Annotated in this window: 12 protein-coding genes; 4 read left to right on the forward strand and 8 right to left on the reverse strand. The window is 40.2% G+C overall.

Annotation, left to right across the window (positions count from 1 at the left end):
* Nucleotides 1-202: 202 nt before the first annotated feature.
* From FGG15_RS18270 to FGG15_RS18285, 4 genes are all read right to left on the reverse strand, one after another.
* Complete coding sequence (locus FGG15_RS18270; RefSeq protein ID WP_138839047.1) at nt 203-1,162, reverse strand: PH domain-containing protein; 960 nt, start codon at nt 1,160-1,162, stop codon at nt 203-205.
* A 134-nt stretch (nt 1,163-1,296) separates the two neighbouring features.
* The gene (locus FGG15_RS18275; protein WP_138839049.1) at nt 1,297-1,632 is read right to left on the reverse strand and encodes a hypothetical protein; all 336 of its coding nucleotides are present in this window, start codon (nt 1,630-1,632) and stop codon (nt 1,297-1,299) included.
* Nucleotides 1,613-3,634 carry a PHP domain-containing protein gene (locus FGG15_RS18280; RefSeq protein ID WP_138839051.1) on the reverse strand — a complete coding sequence of 674 codons (2,022 nt, stop codon included), beginning with the start codon at nt 3,632-3,634 and terminating at the stop codon, nt 1,613-1,615. The genes FGG15_RS18275 and FGG15_RS18280 overlap by 20 nt, the downstream gene beginning before the upstream one ends.
* A gap of 195 nt (nt 3,635-3,829) precedes the next feature.
* On the reverse strand, nt 3,830-4,069 hold the full coding sequence (locus FGG15_RS18285) for a helix-turn-helix domain-containing protein (RefSeq protein ID WP_138839053.1): 240 nt from the start codon (nt 4,067-4,069) through the stop codon (nt 3,830-3,832).
* Between the two features lie 822 nt (nt 4,070-4,891).
* Here FGG15_RS18285 and FGG15_RS18290 point away from each other — a divergent pair.
* The 3 genes from FGG15_RS18290 (at nt 4,892) to FGG15_RS18300 (ending at nt 11,763) form a co-directional block, all read left to right on the forward strand.
* Nucleotides 4,892-7,924 carry a SusC/RagA family TonB-linked outer membrane protein gene (locus FGG15_RS18290; RefSeq protein WP_237561874.1) on the forward strand — a complete coding sequence of 1,011 codons (3,033 nt, stop codon included), beginning with the start codon at nt 4,892-4,894 and terminating at the stop codon, nt 7,922-7,924.
* Nucleotides 7,925-7,940: 16 nt separating this feature from the next.
* Complete coding sequence (locus FGG15_RS18295) at nt 7,941-9,374, forward strand: RagB/SusD family nutrient uptake outer membrane protein (RefSeq protein ID WP_237561875.1); 1,434 nt, start codon at nt 7,941-7,943, stop codon at nt 9,372-9,374.
* A 79-nt stretch (nt 9,375-9,453) separates the two neighbouring features.
* Nucleotides 9,454-11,763: a zinc-dependent metalloprotease gene (locus FGG15_RS18300; RefSeq protein WP_138839055.1), complete on the forward strand. Its 2,310-nt coding sequence runs from the start codon at nt 9,454-9,456 to the stop codon at nt 11,761-11,763.
* A gap of 156 nt (nt 11,764-11,919) precedes the next feature.
* Here the strand turns inward: FGG15_RS18300 and FGG15_RS18305 are convergent, their stop codons facing one another.
* The 4 genes from FGG15_RS18305 to FGG15_RS18320 form a co-directional block, all read right to left on the reverse strand.
* Nucleotides 11,920-12,162 carry a DUF6520 family protein gene (locus FGG15_RS18305; RefSeq protein WP_138839057.1) on the reverse strand — a complete coding sequence of 81 codons (243 nt, stop codon included), beginning with the start codon at nt 12,160-12,162 and terminating at the stop codon, nt 11,920-11,922.
* A 60-nt stretch (nt 12,163-12,222) separates the two neighbouring features.
* Entirely contained in the window at nt 12,223-12,672 is a 450-nt protein-coding gene (locus FGG15_RS18310; RefSeq protein WP_138839059.1) for a MauE/DoxX family redox-associated membrane protein, read from the reverse strand.
* A gap of 94 nt (nt 12,673-12,766) precedes the next feature.
* The gene (locus FGG15_RS18315; RefSeq protein ID WP_138839061.1) at nt 12,767-13,693 is read right to left on the reverse strand and encodes a helix-turn-helix domain-containing protein; all 927 of its coding nucleotides are present in this window, start codon (nt 13,691-13,693) and stop codon (nt 12,767-12,769) included.
* A gap of 27 nt (nt 13,694-13,720) precedes the next feature.
* The gene (locus FGG15_RS18320; protein ID WP_138839063.1) at nt 13,721-14,134 is read right to left on the reverse strand and encodes a DUF7793 family protein; all 414 of its coding nucleotides are present in this window, start codon (nt 14,132-14,134) and stop codon (nt 13,721-13,723) included.
* Nucleotides 14,135-14,334: 200 nt separating this feature from the next.
* Between FGG15_RS18320 and FGG15_RS18325 the strand changes: the two genes are divergently transcribed.
* A complete protein-coding gene (locus tag FGG15_RS18325; RefSeq protein ID WP_138839167.1) occupies nt 14,335-16,734 on the forward strand; it encodes an aminotransferase class I/II-fold pyridoxal phosphate-dependent enzyme in 2,400 nt (799 codons plus the stop codon).
* The last annotated feature ends 7 nt before the right edge of the window (nt 16,735-16,741 follow it).

Genomic DNA, 16,741 nt, shown 5'->3' on the forward strand with positions numbered 1-16,741 from the left:
ATCCCGTTTTTGTCCAGGATTGTCCTGATTCTTTTTAGGGATTCTATTTGGCCGTGGATGCGTGTCATTGTTTGGCATTGATTCGAAAGGTTTTGCATTACAGTTTGTTGTGAGCCTGATATATTGATTCTCTGTTTTTTCACAATCATATAATTCCAACTGGGGTGCATTCGAATTCATGGTGATTTTTCATTAGATATGTTTATTTTTCCCGCAATCCCATTAAATCTAAGGGTTTATAATGTTCACAATAAACATCTAAGCCAAAGCGCATTACCAAAGCTATAACATAAGCTATAATCATTTTCATTCCAATTCCTATGTTGACAAGAGATGTAGCTATTGTAGTTCTAATATATCCTTTGCTCAAAACCATTGAAGGAAGTCCGTTTGTAAACCATGCTTGATAAATTTCACTTTTTGGATCGCAAAGCGAATTGTAAATCACTCTTTTTACGGATTGAAAAACTGTTTTACCTACTTCTTTATCTTTAATTTTTTGTTCTGCGCTTGGTAATGCGAGTCGTTCAGCACTTGGTAATTGTTTAATCGAGAATTGATGAACTTGAAATAATAAATGCTTAGTGTGTTGGGGAACTGCTCGTCCAATCGATAAATACAGTTCATTTTCTGATTTATTGGTGGTCAAAAGTAAAGCGATTTCTCTTTCCAATTCATCTTCCGTAAATTGCTCAACATCTTTATTTTTTAAGGAATATAGTGCGGTTTCTTCATTAAACCTCTCAACTATTTCAATTCGGAAGATTTTTCGCGTTCTTTCTGTTTTAATTACATCGTCGTTGATTAAGACTTCACTAATAAGAGGTTTGGCTTTTTCGATTTCCTCTTTTCTCAAATAGCAAATTGCAAGAAGAGCAGTTGCTTCCAAATATAATCGGGTTCTATCTGAAACTAATTGTCTATTTCCCTCAAACCCTTTAATTGCGAAGTCTAGCTCATTAATTTCTAAAGCAAGTTCGTAGAGACGATTTTTTGACTGAATAAGCCTTGTCAGATGTCCTGTCGGTCGCAATATGCTTTGTAAATCCACAACTAAACTTTTGGCAACACTAAAATTTCCGTCAACAATTGCTTCCTTTAGTTTAGGTTCTAAAATATATAACCTTTCTTTTTGCTTATCTGTTAGTTTGGGTGGTCTCAATTTCGTCTTTTAAATCTGTTGTAACAATCTCCTATAATATGTATTCTACTTGTTAACTTTTTAGGTTGTGTTAACCTTTGTTTTATGTTTTCTCTTTCTTTTTATCACTCAAACCGATATTAATTAGCACATGATTATTCGCTGGCATTTTCTTCTTCTGATTTAGTACTCAGTTCTACAGTGTATTTATCTATCGCAGTTTTATACATTGCATTGACACTATCCTGAAACCTTGTTTTATTACTCAAAAACTCATTGAATTTTCCGTAGATATTTCTATAGATAATGTTGTGCGCTGGATTTTGTAGAAGTTCATCTTTGTACTCCTGCATTTGAAATTCTTCCGTTGTTGCCTTGCCAATTAATTTTAGAAGATCATCTTTACTTATTTGGTCTAATTCAGTCCATTCCTCACTACTCCCATCAGTTCTATAATAGCCTTTGTTATTATCAATTTTTAAGTATGTCATAAGCTTTTTCTTTTCTTTCGTTATATGCTTCCAATCCAGCTTCTAAACAACTGAGCAGTGTTTCGTAATTCTCTAATTTCTTTCCATCTGCACTTGTCAATTCTTTATCGGATGGATAGCCAGTAAAAATGCGATAAACAAATTCTTTGTCTTCAATACTTTTTTGCGTAATTGCTAGAAAATTAGGCTTGATTGAAGCTCCCACAGTGCTGTTGTGTGTTACCACAACTACCGGCATTAGTGTAGAAATATGTTTAATAATTGCATTAATCTCCTTGTTAAGGAAGTCATTGTCAAAGGATGATTCTGGTTCATCAATTAGTAAAAGGTCATATTTCGTAGCATCTTGTATTTCGTGAATTAAATTAAACTCGGAACGTTCTCCACCCGATACAATAAATCCATCTTCATTAAATGTGATTGATTCTATTCTAATGAAGAATTTGTAAAGATTAGCATCCTCTACACCAAGTTGTTTTAATCCTAATAAATATTGGTAGGCTGATGTATTATAACTCCTAAAAGCTGTGCTGTACATTTTCTTGTCACGTCCAACCTTTTGAAGGTCAGAAGCTCCTTCCATTTCTTTTGTAGAAGTAACAATTGAAAATTTACCCAGTTCTTCTTTGTGAATTTCTCTACTTTTTTTCAGTATACTAACAACTTTTTCAAACTTTTCGACCTTAACTTCATCTAAACCAATTCTATAAAAATCCAAATCTTCTATAACAGCCCCGGTAGTCTTAATTCTTAATTCTCTTGTTATATCACTTGTTAAGGAATTAATCCAACTTTTTTTATTGTTTTCAATATTGGAATCGATTGCTTTTTGATTAAGTTCAATAGCTAATCTCTTTAAATCAGAAATATCTAAGTGTTTCTGAATAATGTCTTGATATTCGTTGTTCTTTATAAGTGTTTCTACAGACTTTATTACTTTATCTAAGTTTGTTAGGTCGTTAATGGTGTAAGCATTCTCACTAAAAATCACACATTTTGAATACAAATCTTTTTTCTCATTTTCCGATGCGAATTTCTTTAATGAATCGAGGTAATTATTGATGTCAATATGATTCTGCTCAACGTCTACTTGAACTATTTTTTCAACAACTTTTCTAAACTCGCCTAAAAAATTGTGGTGAATCAAGCTCAACCGAGCTTTATTAGTTTCATTGAATCTTTCTTCATCATTATGCAACAATGAAAATTGTTTAATATACTTTGCATTCCCTGATGAAGCAGATATCTTGTCAAGTGTTACCGACTTTCCAGTAGACCTGCCTCCCAAAATTATGTTTAAACCAGTTGACAGTAAGAGGCCATTATCTGTAGCTTGAAAGAAGTCATTTCCACTATCCTTGGTTAATGCTATTTTACTTCTATCAAAAAGGCAGGATTTAATTCCTGCAAGAGATATTTCATTCAAGTCAACGAATGTTTGTCGTGTTGGAAAGTTAGTCAGCTGAGCTTTGAATATTAGATCGCTAAATAACACAGGAACTAACTCATCATCGTCTTTATACGCTCTTTTAAATTTAGATATACTCGCCACTTCCCCGGATGTGATGTGAGGATTTAGTACATCAATGATTTCTTGCTTGATGTTGGGTTTTTTGTCCCTATGTGGAATTAGTATGTATTTTGATAAATCTGGAAATATATCATTGAATTGCTCTATTGTCAATTCCTCATCATTTGTTCTAATCAAACTAGAAACTCTATTACACCTTTGTTCAAAATCAGATATTTCAAACTCGTTTGTGTCAGAAACAACCAAAATGTGTCCACCTTCTAAATCAATCTCTATTCCAGGAAAAACTATAACAGACACACTATTTCTAATTTCAAAGTATTGTCTTGAATCAAACGTGTTGTGATTCGTTATCGCAATAGCATCCAGTTCTAATTTCTCAACATATTCTTGAACCTTTGATAAATCAAATTCAAAGTCACTGTCGCTGACAGTTGAAATTGTGTGTGTATGTAGATCTATTTTTTTCACTCAGTCGATTTTGCTTACAGCTAATTTGTTTATATACTGGTTTTTAAGTGTAATATACCATCAAGTTGGCAGGCTATACTCAAGTTTTGGCATCAACCATTCAGGGTAACATTATTTCACTCAACAAAACCTTGGGGGGAATCAGTACTAAATGTAAGAATTTTCAGGAAAATACGGTAAGGATAACAGAATCCTTTATTGATTCAAATCAAAATCAAGATCAAGTAATTCTTTAGGGTGAACTTCAAGTGCTTTGGCTAATGCCAGTAACGTTGTAAAAGAAAAATTTCTGCCTCCATTTTCTATTACGCTAATGCTCCCTTTTGTTACGCGACACCTTGCTGCAACTTCATCCTGAGATAGGCCTTTTTCATTCCTTATGCGCAGCAAATTTTTGCCGAATAGAATTTGTCTTTTAGCATCTAATTTCTTCAACTACAATAGGCATTTATACAAAATCAATCATATTTTTTTGATTTTATGTTACAAGAACTTGTAACAAACTCATGATTTTGTTATTTTCGCTATGAACTATTCTAATGTCATACCATGCAGGTTTGATAATAGGTTGTTTTATTTTTGCGATTCTTCGTTTAGAACATATTTGAAGCTATCGCTTAGAATCTCGACTAGAAAACTGGTAATTTTTACGTGTACGAGAGTATAAGCAGAATGGCTCACGACCCGGGCGTGGGCTCTCTTATTCGTACACAGGTATACCAGTACCTCTAGTCGGTAAGTTGAGTTCCATGCCCAACTTTTTCTTAGCGTTTGGTTTTCTTTTGGTCATTTTCGGGGTATCGCCCAACCAATAGGGTTATGGGAAACTTTGGGTTTTATTTTCTAATAAGGGTATCACGGGTCTGTTCCATCTTTGGAGCATCGCTAACGGTGTTCGATATCCTTTTTAAGAAAAAACCCAAGAACCCCATTTGATTGACCCTTGGCTATAGTTATGGGATATACGCTACACTTTTTCCGGTATTCGATATCCTTTTGTCCCATAACTGACGAAACACATCTTTGGGTATCCGGCCCTAGCACAAAATCATAGCATAAACTTTTAAGGAATCCCATTTCCAAGGTGTGCAACTCCTTGGACAGGATGGCCTTTGTCCAAACCTTAATGCCTTAGATAAGTTACAATATAGTAAAGACTTCCGAGGTAGTGAAAACAAAAAACCTCCAGACAGGGTAGTTGGTGTCTAGAGGGGTAATTCAATTAAAACTAACTGTTCAATCAAACTTTTTAAAATTATGAAAAAATTACTGAATTGTACGGGCAAGATACCCTTGTTTGTTGCCATTTATTTTATGGTATCACCAATGCATATGGATAAACTCGTGGCATGGGATACATTGCGGCCTCCACAAACCATGGTCTCAGGTATTGTTACCGATGTTGAAGGGAATCCTTTGAGTGGAGTACATATAAAATTGGAATCCACAGGCAGCGGTACCATTTCCAAGCTGGACGGTTCTTTTCGAATCCAAGCTGGGACCAATGATATGCTGGTCTTTTCCATATTGGGGTTTAGAACCCTCAGAGTTCCTATTGCAGGTAGGGTAGTGGTGAATGTGCAACTGGAAGAGGACGTAACCCAATTGGGGGAGGTGGTGCTCAATGCGGGTTACTATTCTGTAAGGGAAAAGGAGCGCACCGGAAATATCGCCACTATCAAGGCCAAGACCATGGAAAAACAGCCTGTTGGCAATCCACTTGCAGCCATGCAGGGGTATTTGTCAGGTGTAAACATTGTCCAGTCCACGGGTGTTCCTGGGGGTGGATATGATATTGAGGTCCGTGGCCAAAATTTTATCAATGGGGTCTCTGACCCCATGTTTATTGTGGATGGGGTTCCTTTTGGTTCACAATCTTTGGGATCTTTTAATGTGTCTGGTCAGATCCTTGGAGGAAACATCAGTCCCCTGAATGCTATTGATCCGAACGATATTGAAAGCATCGAAGTGTTGAAGGATGCCGACGCCACCGCCATCTATGGATCAAGGGCGGCCAATGGTGTTGTGCTCATAACTACCAAAAAGGGCCTAGCAGGTAAAACCCAGTTCAGGGCAAATGTGAGTAGTACACTGGGTCGTGTCTCCAATTTTTTGGATCTGATGAACACTGAACAGTATCTCGAGGTTCGAAGGGAAGGAGTCGTGAACGATGGATTCGGTGCGTTTCTGGACGATCCTGCATTTGACTTTGTTTGGCCGGACATCAAATCTTGGAACAATAGCCGTTATACCAATTGGCAAAAGGTACTTCTCGGCAACACCGCATATCGGAACAAGGCACAATTTTCGATCTCAGGAGGTAGTGAACAGACCCAGTTTTTGATCAGTGTTTCACATCAAAAAGAAACCACGGTGTTTCCTGGGGATGCCAACTACAAAAAAACATCTGTACACAGTAACCTGAACCACCACTCCAACGGTGGTCGGTTCAAGATCAACCTGTCCACGATCTACACCCATGAAAACAACCGATTGCCCAGAACGGATTTTACCAACAAGGCTTATTCATTGGAACCCAATGCCCCTACTTTATATGACGAGGAGGGCAATCTAAATTGGGAAGGCAATACCTGGGACAACCCTTTGGCGTCTTTGGAAGAAGAATATCAGGTGGCCACAAATACCCTTATTGCCAATGCAATGGTCTCCTATGCGGTAATGCCCAATCTGGAATTGAAGTCCAGCCTGGGTTTCAATAAGTACCGATTGGATTCATATAGAACCTTACCCAGTTCGGCAAGGAACCCGGCATTGGGATTGACACCTCAAAATTATTCTTCGTTGTCCACCAATGGTTCAGAGCGACAGTCGTGGATTGTGGAACCACAGGTACATTGGACGAAAAGATGGGGTAGAACCAAGTTTGACATACTTGTGGGAACAACCTTTCAGCAAGAGACTACCGAGCAATTGATACAGAGGGGTACAGGTTTTCCGAGCAACAGCTTATTGGAAAACCTAGCCGTGGCAGAAACCTTGGAGGTGCTCCAGGATTCGGACAGTGAGTATAGCTACAATGCAGTCTTTGGAAGATTGAACCTTAATCTGGTTGGCAGGTATATCCTAAATCTGACGGGGCGCAGGGATGGCTCCTCAAGATTTGGCCCGGGAAGGCAGTTCGGTAATTTTGGGGCCGTTGGGATTGCCTGGCTCTTTACGGAAGAGACTTTGTTCAGGAATAGTTCCCTATTGAGCTTCGGGAAAATCCGTGCCAGTTATGGTACCACGGGGAGTGATAATATAGGGGATTATCGGTTTTTGGATACCTATAACGTAACTGGACTTGATTATGATGGGAGCGCCATTTTAGAGCCTTCCGGTATTTTCAATCCTTCGTTTGGCTGGGAGGAGAACAAAAAACTGGAGGTGGCTTTGGAGTTGGGTCTTTTCAACGACCGCTTCTTGGTCAATTCTTCCTGGTACCGGAACCGTTCATCCAATCAACTCATTGGTATTCCCTTGGCCGCAACGACCGGATTTTCAGAATTGACCGGAAACTTTGATGCCACAGTGGAGAATTCGGGATTTGAGGTGGATGTTCGAACCACCAATCTCCAGAAAAAGAATTTTAAATGGTCCACGAACTTCAATATTACTGTACCAAAAAATAAATTGATGAAGTTCGATGGATTGGAATCTTCCACCTTTGCCAATCGGTATATCATTGGAAAGCCCTTGTCCATTGTCAAGCTCTACAATGCCTTGGGCGTGGATCCGGAAATTGGAATCTATCAGTTCGAGGATTATAATGAGGATGGTGAGATCAATAGTTCTGGTGACAGGCAATGGGTCGAGGACTTTGCTCCCAAATATTATGGGGGATTGGGCAATACCATCAGCTATGGGAAGGTCTCCTTGGATTTCTTCTGGCAATTCAAAAAGCAAAGGGCATATAATGAACTAAGGTTTATTTCGGTGCCCGGGGCTAGGGGCAATGTCCCGGTCCGATTGTTGGATCGGTGGCAACAGCCCGGAGATGTAAAACCGGTCCAAATGGCCACAGCTGGGCTGTCTCTTGGAGAGGACACCGGTGGGCTACAGCGACGAAGTAATGCCGCCGTTTCAGATGCCTCCTTTATTCGGTTGCGGAATATTTCCTTGAACTACAAGGTTCCTACTTTGGCAAATGGATTGGATATCAATGTCTATTTACAGGGACAAAACCTTTTAACGTTCACTAATTATAGCGGTCCCGACCCGGAGCAACCCTCCAATACCCGATTGCCACAATTGAGACAGATAACCCTAGGCCTACAAGTGGGTTTTTAATTAAAAAAATAGCATTATGAAATATCTAAAGAATAACCTGATTGAAAGGAAAGTGGAAAAAGTGCTTTCTTGGGTGATAACCCATATTTTAAAACCAATGACAGTTCTGCCAATGACAATGGTGTTCCTTGGCTGTTCGGACTTTGTGGAGGTAGACCCTCCCAAAAATACCCTGATATCCGAAACGGTCTTTAAGGATCCGGTCACGGTGGAGTCCGCCTTTGCGCATATCTATCATTCCATGCGGGAAAAGGGACTGGTATCGGGTAATGCTGGATTGACGACCTTGATGGGAATATATAGTGATGAATTGGATTATTATGGTTTTGATGCCGATTTTTTGCAATTCTACCATCACAATATTGTAGCGGATAATACATCGATTACAGGATGGTGGAGCCATGCCTATAATCTCATATATAGTGCCAATAATATAATTGAAGGAGTAGCGGGATCCGATGTCCTTAGATTGGAGGATAGAAACAAGTTCCACGGGCAGGCCCTATTTGTCAGGGCCTATGTCCATAGTCTTTTGGTGTCCCTTTATGGCGATATTCCATATGTGACCACCACTGATTATTTGGTTAACAATTCAGTTTCAAGGGTGCCAGAGGCCAAGGTATATGAAAATATCATAGCAGATCTTGAGGAATCAGTGGATTTGTTGGAAGGAATTGAGGATATTTCCGATGAAAGGGTACTCCCCGATCAATGGACTGTCAAAGCCTTACTGGCGCGAATGTACCTTTATACGGAACAATGGGAGGCGGCCGAAGTGATATCCACCCAACTGCTTGGTGCATTTGCTTTGGAACCAGATCTGAACGAGGTATTCCTAAAAGGATCTTCTGAAACCATTTGGCAGCTAAAACCTGGCGAAAATCTTAGGAACACCCAAGAAGCCAATCAATTGATCATCCAGTTCATTCCTGGGCAGACCTATGCGTTGACCGATTCTTTAATGGAATCTTTTGAGATTGGTGATCAACGATCAGTACATTGGACAGCCAGCATATCGGATACGGATAACACGGTTACTTTGCAGTTTGCCCATAAATACAAGGCGCTGTTCAATGAAACAGAGTCCTTGGAGTATTCCATCCTATTTCGGTTGGGGGAACAACATTTGATTCGTGCGGAAGCGAGGGTATATTTGGGCAACCTTGCAGAGGCACAGCAAGATCTCAATGTCATAAGGAACCGAGCGGGATTGGCGAACACCACAGCCAATACGGTAAATGATCTGCTGGAATCCATTCTTCACGAACGGCGTGTGGAATTGTTTGCCGAGCAGGGCCATCGGTGGTTTGATCTTAAAAGGACAGGGTCGGCCACAGCGGTGTTGGGACCCGTGAAATCCAATTGGAAGGCTACCGATATTCTATTTCCCATTCCAGAAATCGAGTTGGAATCCAATCCCAATCTATTGCCACAAAACCAGGGATATTAATAGGGTGTATCCCGTGTATATCTTGGTTACATCATTGGGCTTGGGCAACACGGGATGCTTTTCCCATGACACAAAAACAATGAAACATTTCATACTGATATATTTATGGGTCCTGCCCATCTTGGGGTCGGCATTGGATTCGAAGATTGGGGAGATGGGCGGTGTAAATTTCTATGAACCCCACGAACAGGATTCTTTTTTAACATCGACCCTTATAAGGGGGCGCCTATACTTGGATATTCCCGAAGAGGTTTTGGGCAAACCCATACTATGGACCAGAATAGGTTCCTCCAACCAATATGAATCCAAGCAAGTGGTATTCACCAGGTTCAGGGATGACATCCTCATGGAAGAGCATAGGATATGGTCTGAATCGGGGATATGGATTCCCTTGAAGGAAGACAAATCCCTTGAAAAGAATATTATGGGAATTTTCCCAATGCTCAAGGGGCATGGGGAAAGTCGGGGATGCCGCATTGACATTACAGATATCTTGTTGGGCTCAACAATAGCATGGAAAAGAGCCCGTGGAGGACCGTTGGTGTCCAACATGTCACAGATATTGGACCATAAAAACTCTGGGCACAAGGTCATTGTCAAAACCCGCCGATGTGTACTTAAAAATGAAGTTAGATTGTCCAATACAGTGTATTTCAGTTTTTATGCCCTGCCAAAACCAATGGATATACGTCGCTTTGATTATCGAATGGGTTTTCGCTATGAGGATGTTGGAAGTATGGGCAATGCCACCAAAAACTACATTGCCAGCATTGCCAGATGGCGATTGGAAAAGTTGCATCAAGGAAAAGAAACAAGTGTCCCGGTAAAACCTATCACCTTTGTGATGTCCCCGAATATCCCGATAAAATGGAGGCCCTATGTAAAGGCAGGTATTGAGGAATGGCTGCCATCCTTTGAGTCGGCAGGCTTTAAGGATGCAATTGTCGTCAGGGAAGTGGACACCTTGGATAATTGGGACAGATATGGTCTGGACCATTCAATAATCAGGTGGAACAGGAGCCAAAATGTGAGAACATATAGGGATGGTAGTGGAGGTTCAACGGTGGCAATGGTCATAGATCTACGATCAGGCGAAATCATAAAATCGGACATTCTTTTGGGTTCTTCCCTTGAGCATTTGACGGATCAATACTTTATCAGATGCGCCGCATTGGACAAAAGGGCCCTAAGTTTTCCTTTTCCAGATGAGCTGATGGGGGAATTGATCCAATCATTGGTGGCTCACGAGGCGGGCCATACCTTTGGAATCAAGGACAATCATTATGGAGAGTATAGTTATCCTGTTAATAAAATGGGTGATGCTTCCTGGTTGGAAACAATGGGACATACCACAAGTATAATGACCTATGCCAGGCATAACAACATTGCCCAGCCTAAGGACAGTGTACCTCCTTCCTTGCTTATTCAAAAAGTTGGCCCAACGGATAACTACTATATCCAATGGGCTTATACAGCGTTTTCCAAAGAGATGTCCCCCGAAGAAGAGACCAGTGTATTGGAACGAATCATACGATGGCAGGATTCGATTCCATGGTTTCGTTACAACACTAGCCAGTATGAGATTATCGGACCTGCAGCGACCAATGAGGTTGTTGAGACCAATGACCCGGTGATAGGTACCTCATTGGCCTTAAAGAATTTGAAGAGAGCCCTGGAATTGCTTCCAGAGGCATGCCAAGACCTGAAGGACAATACTACAATGGAGCGTATTTATACCAAAGCCTTGGAATTATGGTACTATAATATGAAATCTGTGATATCCTTACTAGGGGGATATGAAATATTCTATAAATCCATGGATCAACCAGGAAACATGTATACGCCAATCCCTTTAGAATCCCAAAAAGAAGCGCTTGATTTTTTGATTGCAAATGCATTTGACCCTCCAAATTGGTTGGTCCGCCCAGATTTTATGGTCAAAATTAGATACTCGACTTACCCGGACAAAGTCACGGCTGATCAACAGCGATTACTTTTGGAATTGTTGCGCCCGCAACGAATGAAACGTTTCGAACAGATGGAGACCATTAATGGATATGAGAGAACCTTGCAATGGTATTTGGAAAATCTTCAAAAAGGCTTGTTCAAAGAGTTAATTGAGAATTCGGATTATGTGAAACCGAGGAGGCAGGAAATCCAAATGACCTATATCGAAAGGTTGATTTGGGCCATTGGGCAGGAAAGAAAGCATTTTGACCCAACTAAAAAAGCTCTTGATCATACTGATTATACCCGTGGCCTAATGATGGGACAACTCAAGGTTTTGCGGAAAGAAATTAAAAAAAGTATAAAAAGAAATAGAGGAACCCAATCATTAGGACATTGGAAACGATGTCTGTCCAAGTTGGACAAGTTGTTGGAACCATAATAGGGTGGTGATGGTCGCTTTCCCATTAGTTACATAAAGCTACGAGAGTTGGGAAATTCTTAAGGTCTACCACGATAGCATGCTTTCGTTGGTATTTTTTGAGTTGTTATAAAGGTGTCCAATTTGGACACTTTTATAACAACTCAGGGCCACGGTTTATTCTCGTGGCTCATACAAGGGAATTGTCAAATTTTGGTCCTTAAAAACCTGGTATGGCCCCTCCATACACTGAACTGTTCCGAAATCTGGACAATCAGTGGAAATTGACTGCACCCCTAAAATTGGGTGATTGTAATACCCTGTTTGGGTAGCGTTGCTTTCATCCGTGGCAAATGCAAGGCCAACGGCCATAATAATGGCAAATGCCGGTAAGATGAATTTCAGAATTTTTGTTTTCATGATATTATATTTAAAAATAAATGCCTACTCTTTTTCACAGGTTTTCGGCTTCTCCTGTCACTACGTAGTATGTTGTTTTGAAAGTTGGGCTTTGTGTTTTTTTATTTGAAAGATTGCTAGGAGTGCCAAGAGTATAAAGAAAGCATTGAAGAGGATATGGACTTTCCATCCCATTGCAGAAATTACGCCTCCGCAGGAGCAGGGAATGGATTCACTGAAATTAAGTACGATAGCACTATAGGCTGTAAAAAGGGTCATTAATCCCAGGCAGGCATGGAATGCTATTAGACGATATTTAGGTATAAGTAACAGGCCTGTAATTACCAATTCAACGAAAGGAACTCCAAATGCGACCCATGGAGCTATTGATTCCATATAGGGCATTCGTTCCAATCGTAATTGAAATTGGCTCAGATGCATCAATTTACTTACAGCGGTATAAACGAACAGAATGATATATGCTATGCTGATCAGGGTAATAATTACATTGGAAGGTCTTGTAGTTCCCATATCTTTTGGATTGATATGGTAAAGTTCGTAGGTCCAAATTATTTGTTAGGGATAAAAGGTTGCCTTACAGGGATTTATAGGTTTGGTGGTAGGTTTATTTCCGCAGGGAACTGGGAGTGTTACCATATTTTTCCTTGAAGGCCCTTGAAAAATGTGGAATGCTCTTGAAACCAACCATGTGTGCGATGGTTTTTAGGGATAGACTACTGAACTGTATGAGGGTTTTTGCTTTTCGTAACCGCTCTTGGATCAAAAATTTAAATACGGTAGTGCCATAAAGTTGCTTGAAACCATACTTTAATTTAAACTCATTGGTCCCCATTTGATGGGCAAGATCTTTTAAATGGGGAAGTTGATGGTCCAAATTGGTAATGATCAAATCATGGACCTCCCTTATTTTTCGAATGTCCTCATGGCTCAATTTTACCCTTGGCACCTTTGACTCCTTCCCGGGCCTTAGGGCATTTCCCCAAATGCCTTTGGCGAAAGATTCCCCTTTGGTGAAAAGTATGGTACTCAAAAGGATTTTGTTGGGACTTTCGGTTTTGCCCCCAAATGTGGAAATATTGCAATTTTTGGATATCAATAGTCCCTCGGAGGTCTTGAATACCAAATCCATTGTGGAGTCCGAACATTCCCTATTGGTAATGGACTTTTGTTTTTTGAGCCATTTCCTTTGCGATTCTTCCGTAAGTGTGTTGACAAAAGGACTGCCGACCAATTCAGTATGAAATGCGGACAAGGTGGAACAGGTATTCTGGTTGACCATTTCAATCATTCCCATTGTATCAATGATAAAGGCCATTTGGACCAAATGTTGTGGGGTGTGTTTGGAGCCCACAAAACCTTGATGTATAAAGGACGCCCTGATTTCTTCATTGACCATATTTAGCATTACTATCAATGTGGCCACATTATCGTTTTTGTCAGAGGGATCTAAGCTATGGTAAAAGTTTCCTTGGGCCATTTCCAATAGCATTTGTTTAATGCGTTTGACCCTGAAATCATCACTATTTGGCATTGGGCTAATATTTAGTTTATAGAATTATTATATGTTCCATGGTAACATGCAGATAACCGCTGCAAGCATAGTAGCTTTTTGGAGAAAGTCCATAGCCTCGGATTTTTTGGAAAAGGATGCTGTCGGCATTGGTGTTCTATGAGTGCTCAGATAAAATTCGCTCATGGCATCGGTCACGGGAGGGTCGATAAGGAAAGCAAGCGCTTTGATAAAAAGGGAACCCTCAATGGCAAAAAAATCCCGTGCTGGTTTATTGACGATTCGTAGCTCTCTAATATCACAAAGTACAAGCAGGGACACCCCCTCCTGAATCACCATTCTGTCCCTGACGATAATCTGAGCCGCTTCAAGATCGATGCTTTTTCCTTTTTTATAAATAATATGTAGTAGGTCATCGGTCAACAAATAGATGGCATATTTGTTTTCATGTTGTTTTTTCATTCTTCGAAAACTGGTAAGGATTTTGAAATTACAAAATTAATAGTGTTGATTATTACAGATATGGGCAAATGTCCCATGAATAAAGGCATTATTTTACCTACTAAGGATTATAAATTATCTGAAAAGGATAAATTTTCTGAAATCTAAAAGAGAATCCTACAAATGCCATTACATTTTTGCTCACTTTAAAATTCGGCATGATGGCAAAGATCAAACAACATAATTTTTTGAACACGGTCCACGAGGTTTTTACGGACGCTACACAAGAAGGGGTATTGCACCTACATGCAGGGGGTAATACCTTCTCAGGGCGTAAAATTAATGTAAATGACAAGGACTTGTTTCATTTTGGCACCACGGGTTATTTGGGATTGGAGCAAGATCCAAGGTTAAAAGAGGCTGCCATAGGGGCTATTGAGCGATATGGCACCCAATTCCCACTGTCCAAATCTTATATCTCCCATCCTTTGTACCAAGAATTGGAAGAATTGGTCACAGAGATGTACCAAACCCCTATCATAATAACCAAGAATAGTACCCTGGGGCATCTTGGAGCCATTCCCAGTGCAGTTGATGATAGTGATGTCATTATTTTGGATCATCAGGTCCATTGGAGTGTCCAGAATGCTGCAAAATTGTTGAAAACAAGAAGCGTACCGATTGAAATGATTCGTCATAACAATTTGGAGATGTTGGAGGACAAATTGAGAAAGTATATACATTCCAAAAAATACATTTGGTATATGGCCGATGGTATTTACTCCATGTATGGCGATTATGCCCCGATAGATGAGCTGATGGCCCTTGGAATGAAATATCCGCAACTTAGATTTTATATTGATGATGTCCATGGGATGAGCTGGGTCGGAAAACATGGAACTGGATATGTGCTCAGCAAATTGGGAGAATTGCCGGACAACGTTCTGCTTTTTGGTACGCTTAGCAAGACATTTGGAGCAAGTGGAGCTGTATTGGCGTGTTCTGACATCGAACTTCATAGGCGGATCAAAACCTTTGGAGGACCTTTGACATTCTCAGCCCAGTTGGAACCGGCATCTGTTGCCGCTGCCATAGCATCAGCTAAAATCCATCTTTCCCCTGAGATATATGGACTTCAAAATGAACTAAGACAACGAATCGATTACTTCAAAACAATATTGAAGCAGACAAAATTGCCATTAATTGATCACAATGAATCCCCTGTGTTCTATTTGGGTACCGGAATGCCCAAAACGGGATACAATTTTGTCAACCGCCTGATGCAGGAAGGGTTCTATGTAAATCTGGGCATATTTCCTGCCGTACCGGTCAAAAATACCGGGGTGAGGATTACGATATCACGTCATAATCAAAAAGAAGAAATCAAAGGGTTGGTGGAAGCCATGGAATATCATTTTCCCAAGGCACTGGAGGATACCCAGACCACCAGGCAAAGGGTATTCCATGCCTTCAAACTAAAACATAAAGAAAATCATAGGGAACTATCTTCATCGGGATTACAATTGGAACTGGGAAACACAATCAAAAAGGTAGAAAAGGCCTTATGGAACTCGTTGATGGGCGATCATGGTGTATACGACTGGGATGGTCTGAAGTTCATGGAAGATTCCTTTATGGGAAACAGCGCTAAAGAACACAACTGGAATTTTCGCTATGTCCTTATAAAGGATAATAAAGATATTCCTGTTTTGGCCACTTTTTTGACCTGTGGCTTATGGAAGGATGATATGCTGGCCAAAGTGGAGGTATCAAAACGAATTGAGCAAGAACGAAAAACCGATCCCTATCACATGACTTCCAAGGTACTGTCCATGGGCTCTTTGTTCACCCAAGGGAACCATCTGTATTGGAATGGAAACCATAAAAGCTCTCAAGAGGCCTTGAGATTATTTTTCCGAATTGTTGAGCATTTGGAAATTGAGTTGAACGCAAAGATGGTCGTGTTGCGGGATTTTCGGCGGGATACTCCCTGGCACCAGGAATTACAGGGTCATGGTTTCATAAGGGCACAAATGCCCAACTCCTGCACCATACGCTTAAATACCATAAAAAATATAGAAAATTATGTCGCAGGTTTATCATCTAGAAACCGTAGACATAATAGAAAGGATATCCAACCTTATTTGGATAAAGTACAAGTTAAAATTAGTGCAAACTGCAATGAGGCCGAATTATTCCAGATTGAGCAGTTGTATTGCCAGGTTCATCAGCAGAATTTGGGATTAAATACGTTCACATTTCCCAAGAAGTTGTTTGAGGAAATGAATCAACATCCTTTCTGGGAGTTCATTCTTATAGCTTCGATTGGAGAACCTGACTTGGCCATTGGGGTCATGTTGTGCTATAGAAACCCCAATTCTATATATGTATCCGCCTTCGTTGGGATGGATTATGCCTTACTCGAGGAATATGCGATATATCGACAATTGTTATACTTGACCATTAAAAGGGCCATTGAACTAGGGATGGAGAAAATTGATTTGGGAATGACCGCCTCTTTTGAGAAAAAGAAATTGGGAGCCTTGGTAGAAGAGAAATTTGCGTACCTACAGACCAACGACAATTATATATTGGAACTTTTGGAAACAATGGAAGGTTAAGATTTAG

This window comes from Flagellimonas algicola, assembly GCF_005937185.1.
In the GTDB taxonomy this organism is placed as follows: Bacteria; Bacteroidota; Bacteroidia; order Flavobacteriales; family Flavobacteriaceae; genus Flagellimonas; species Flagellimonas algicola.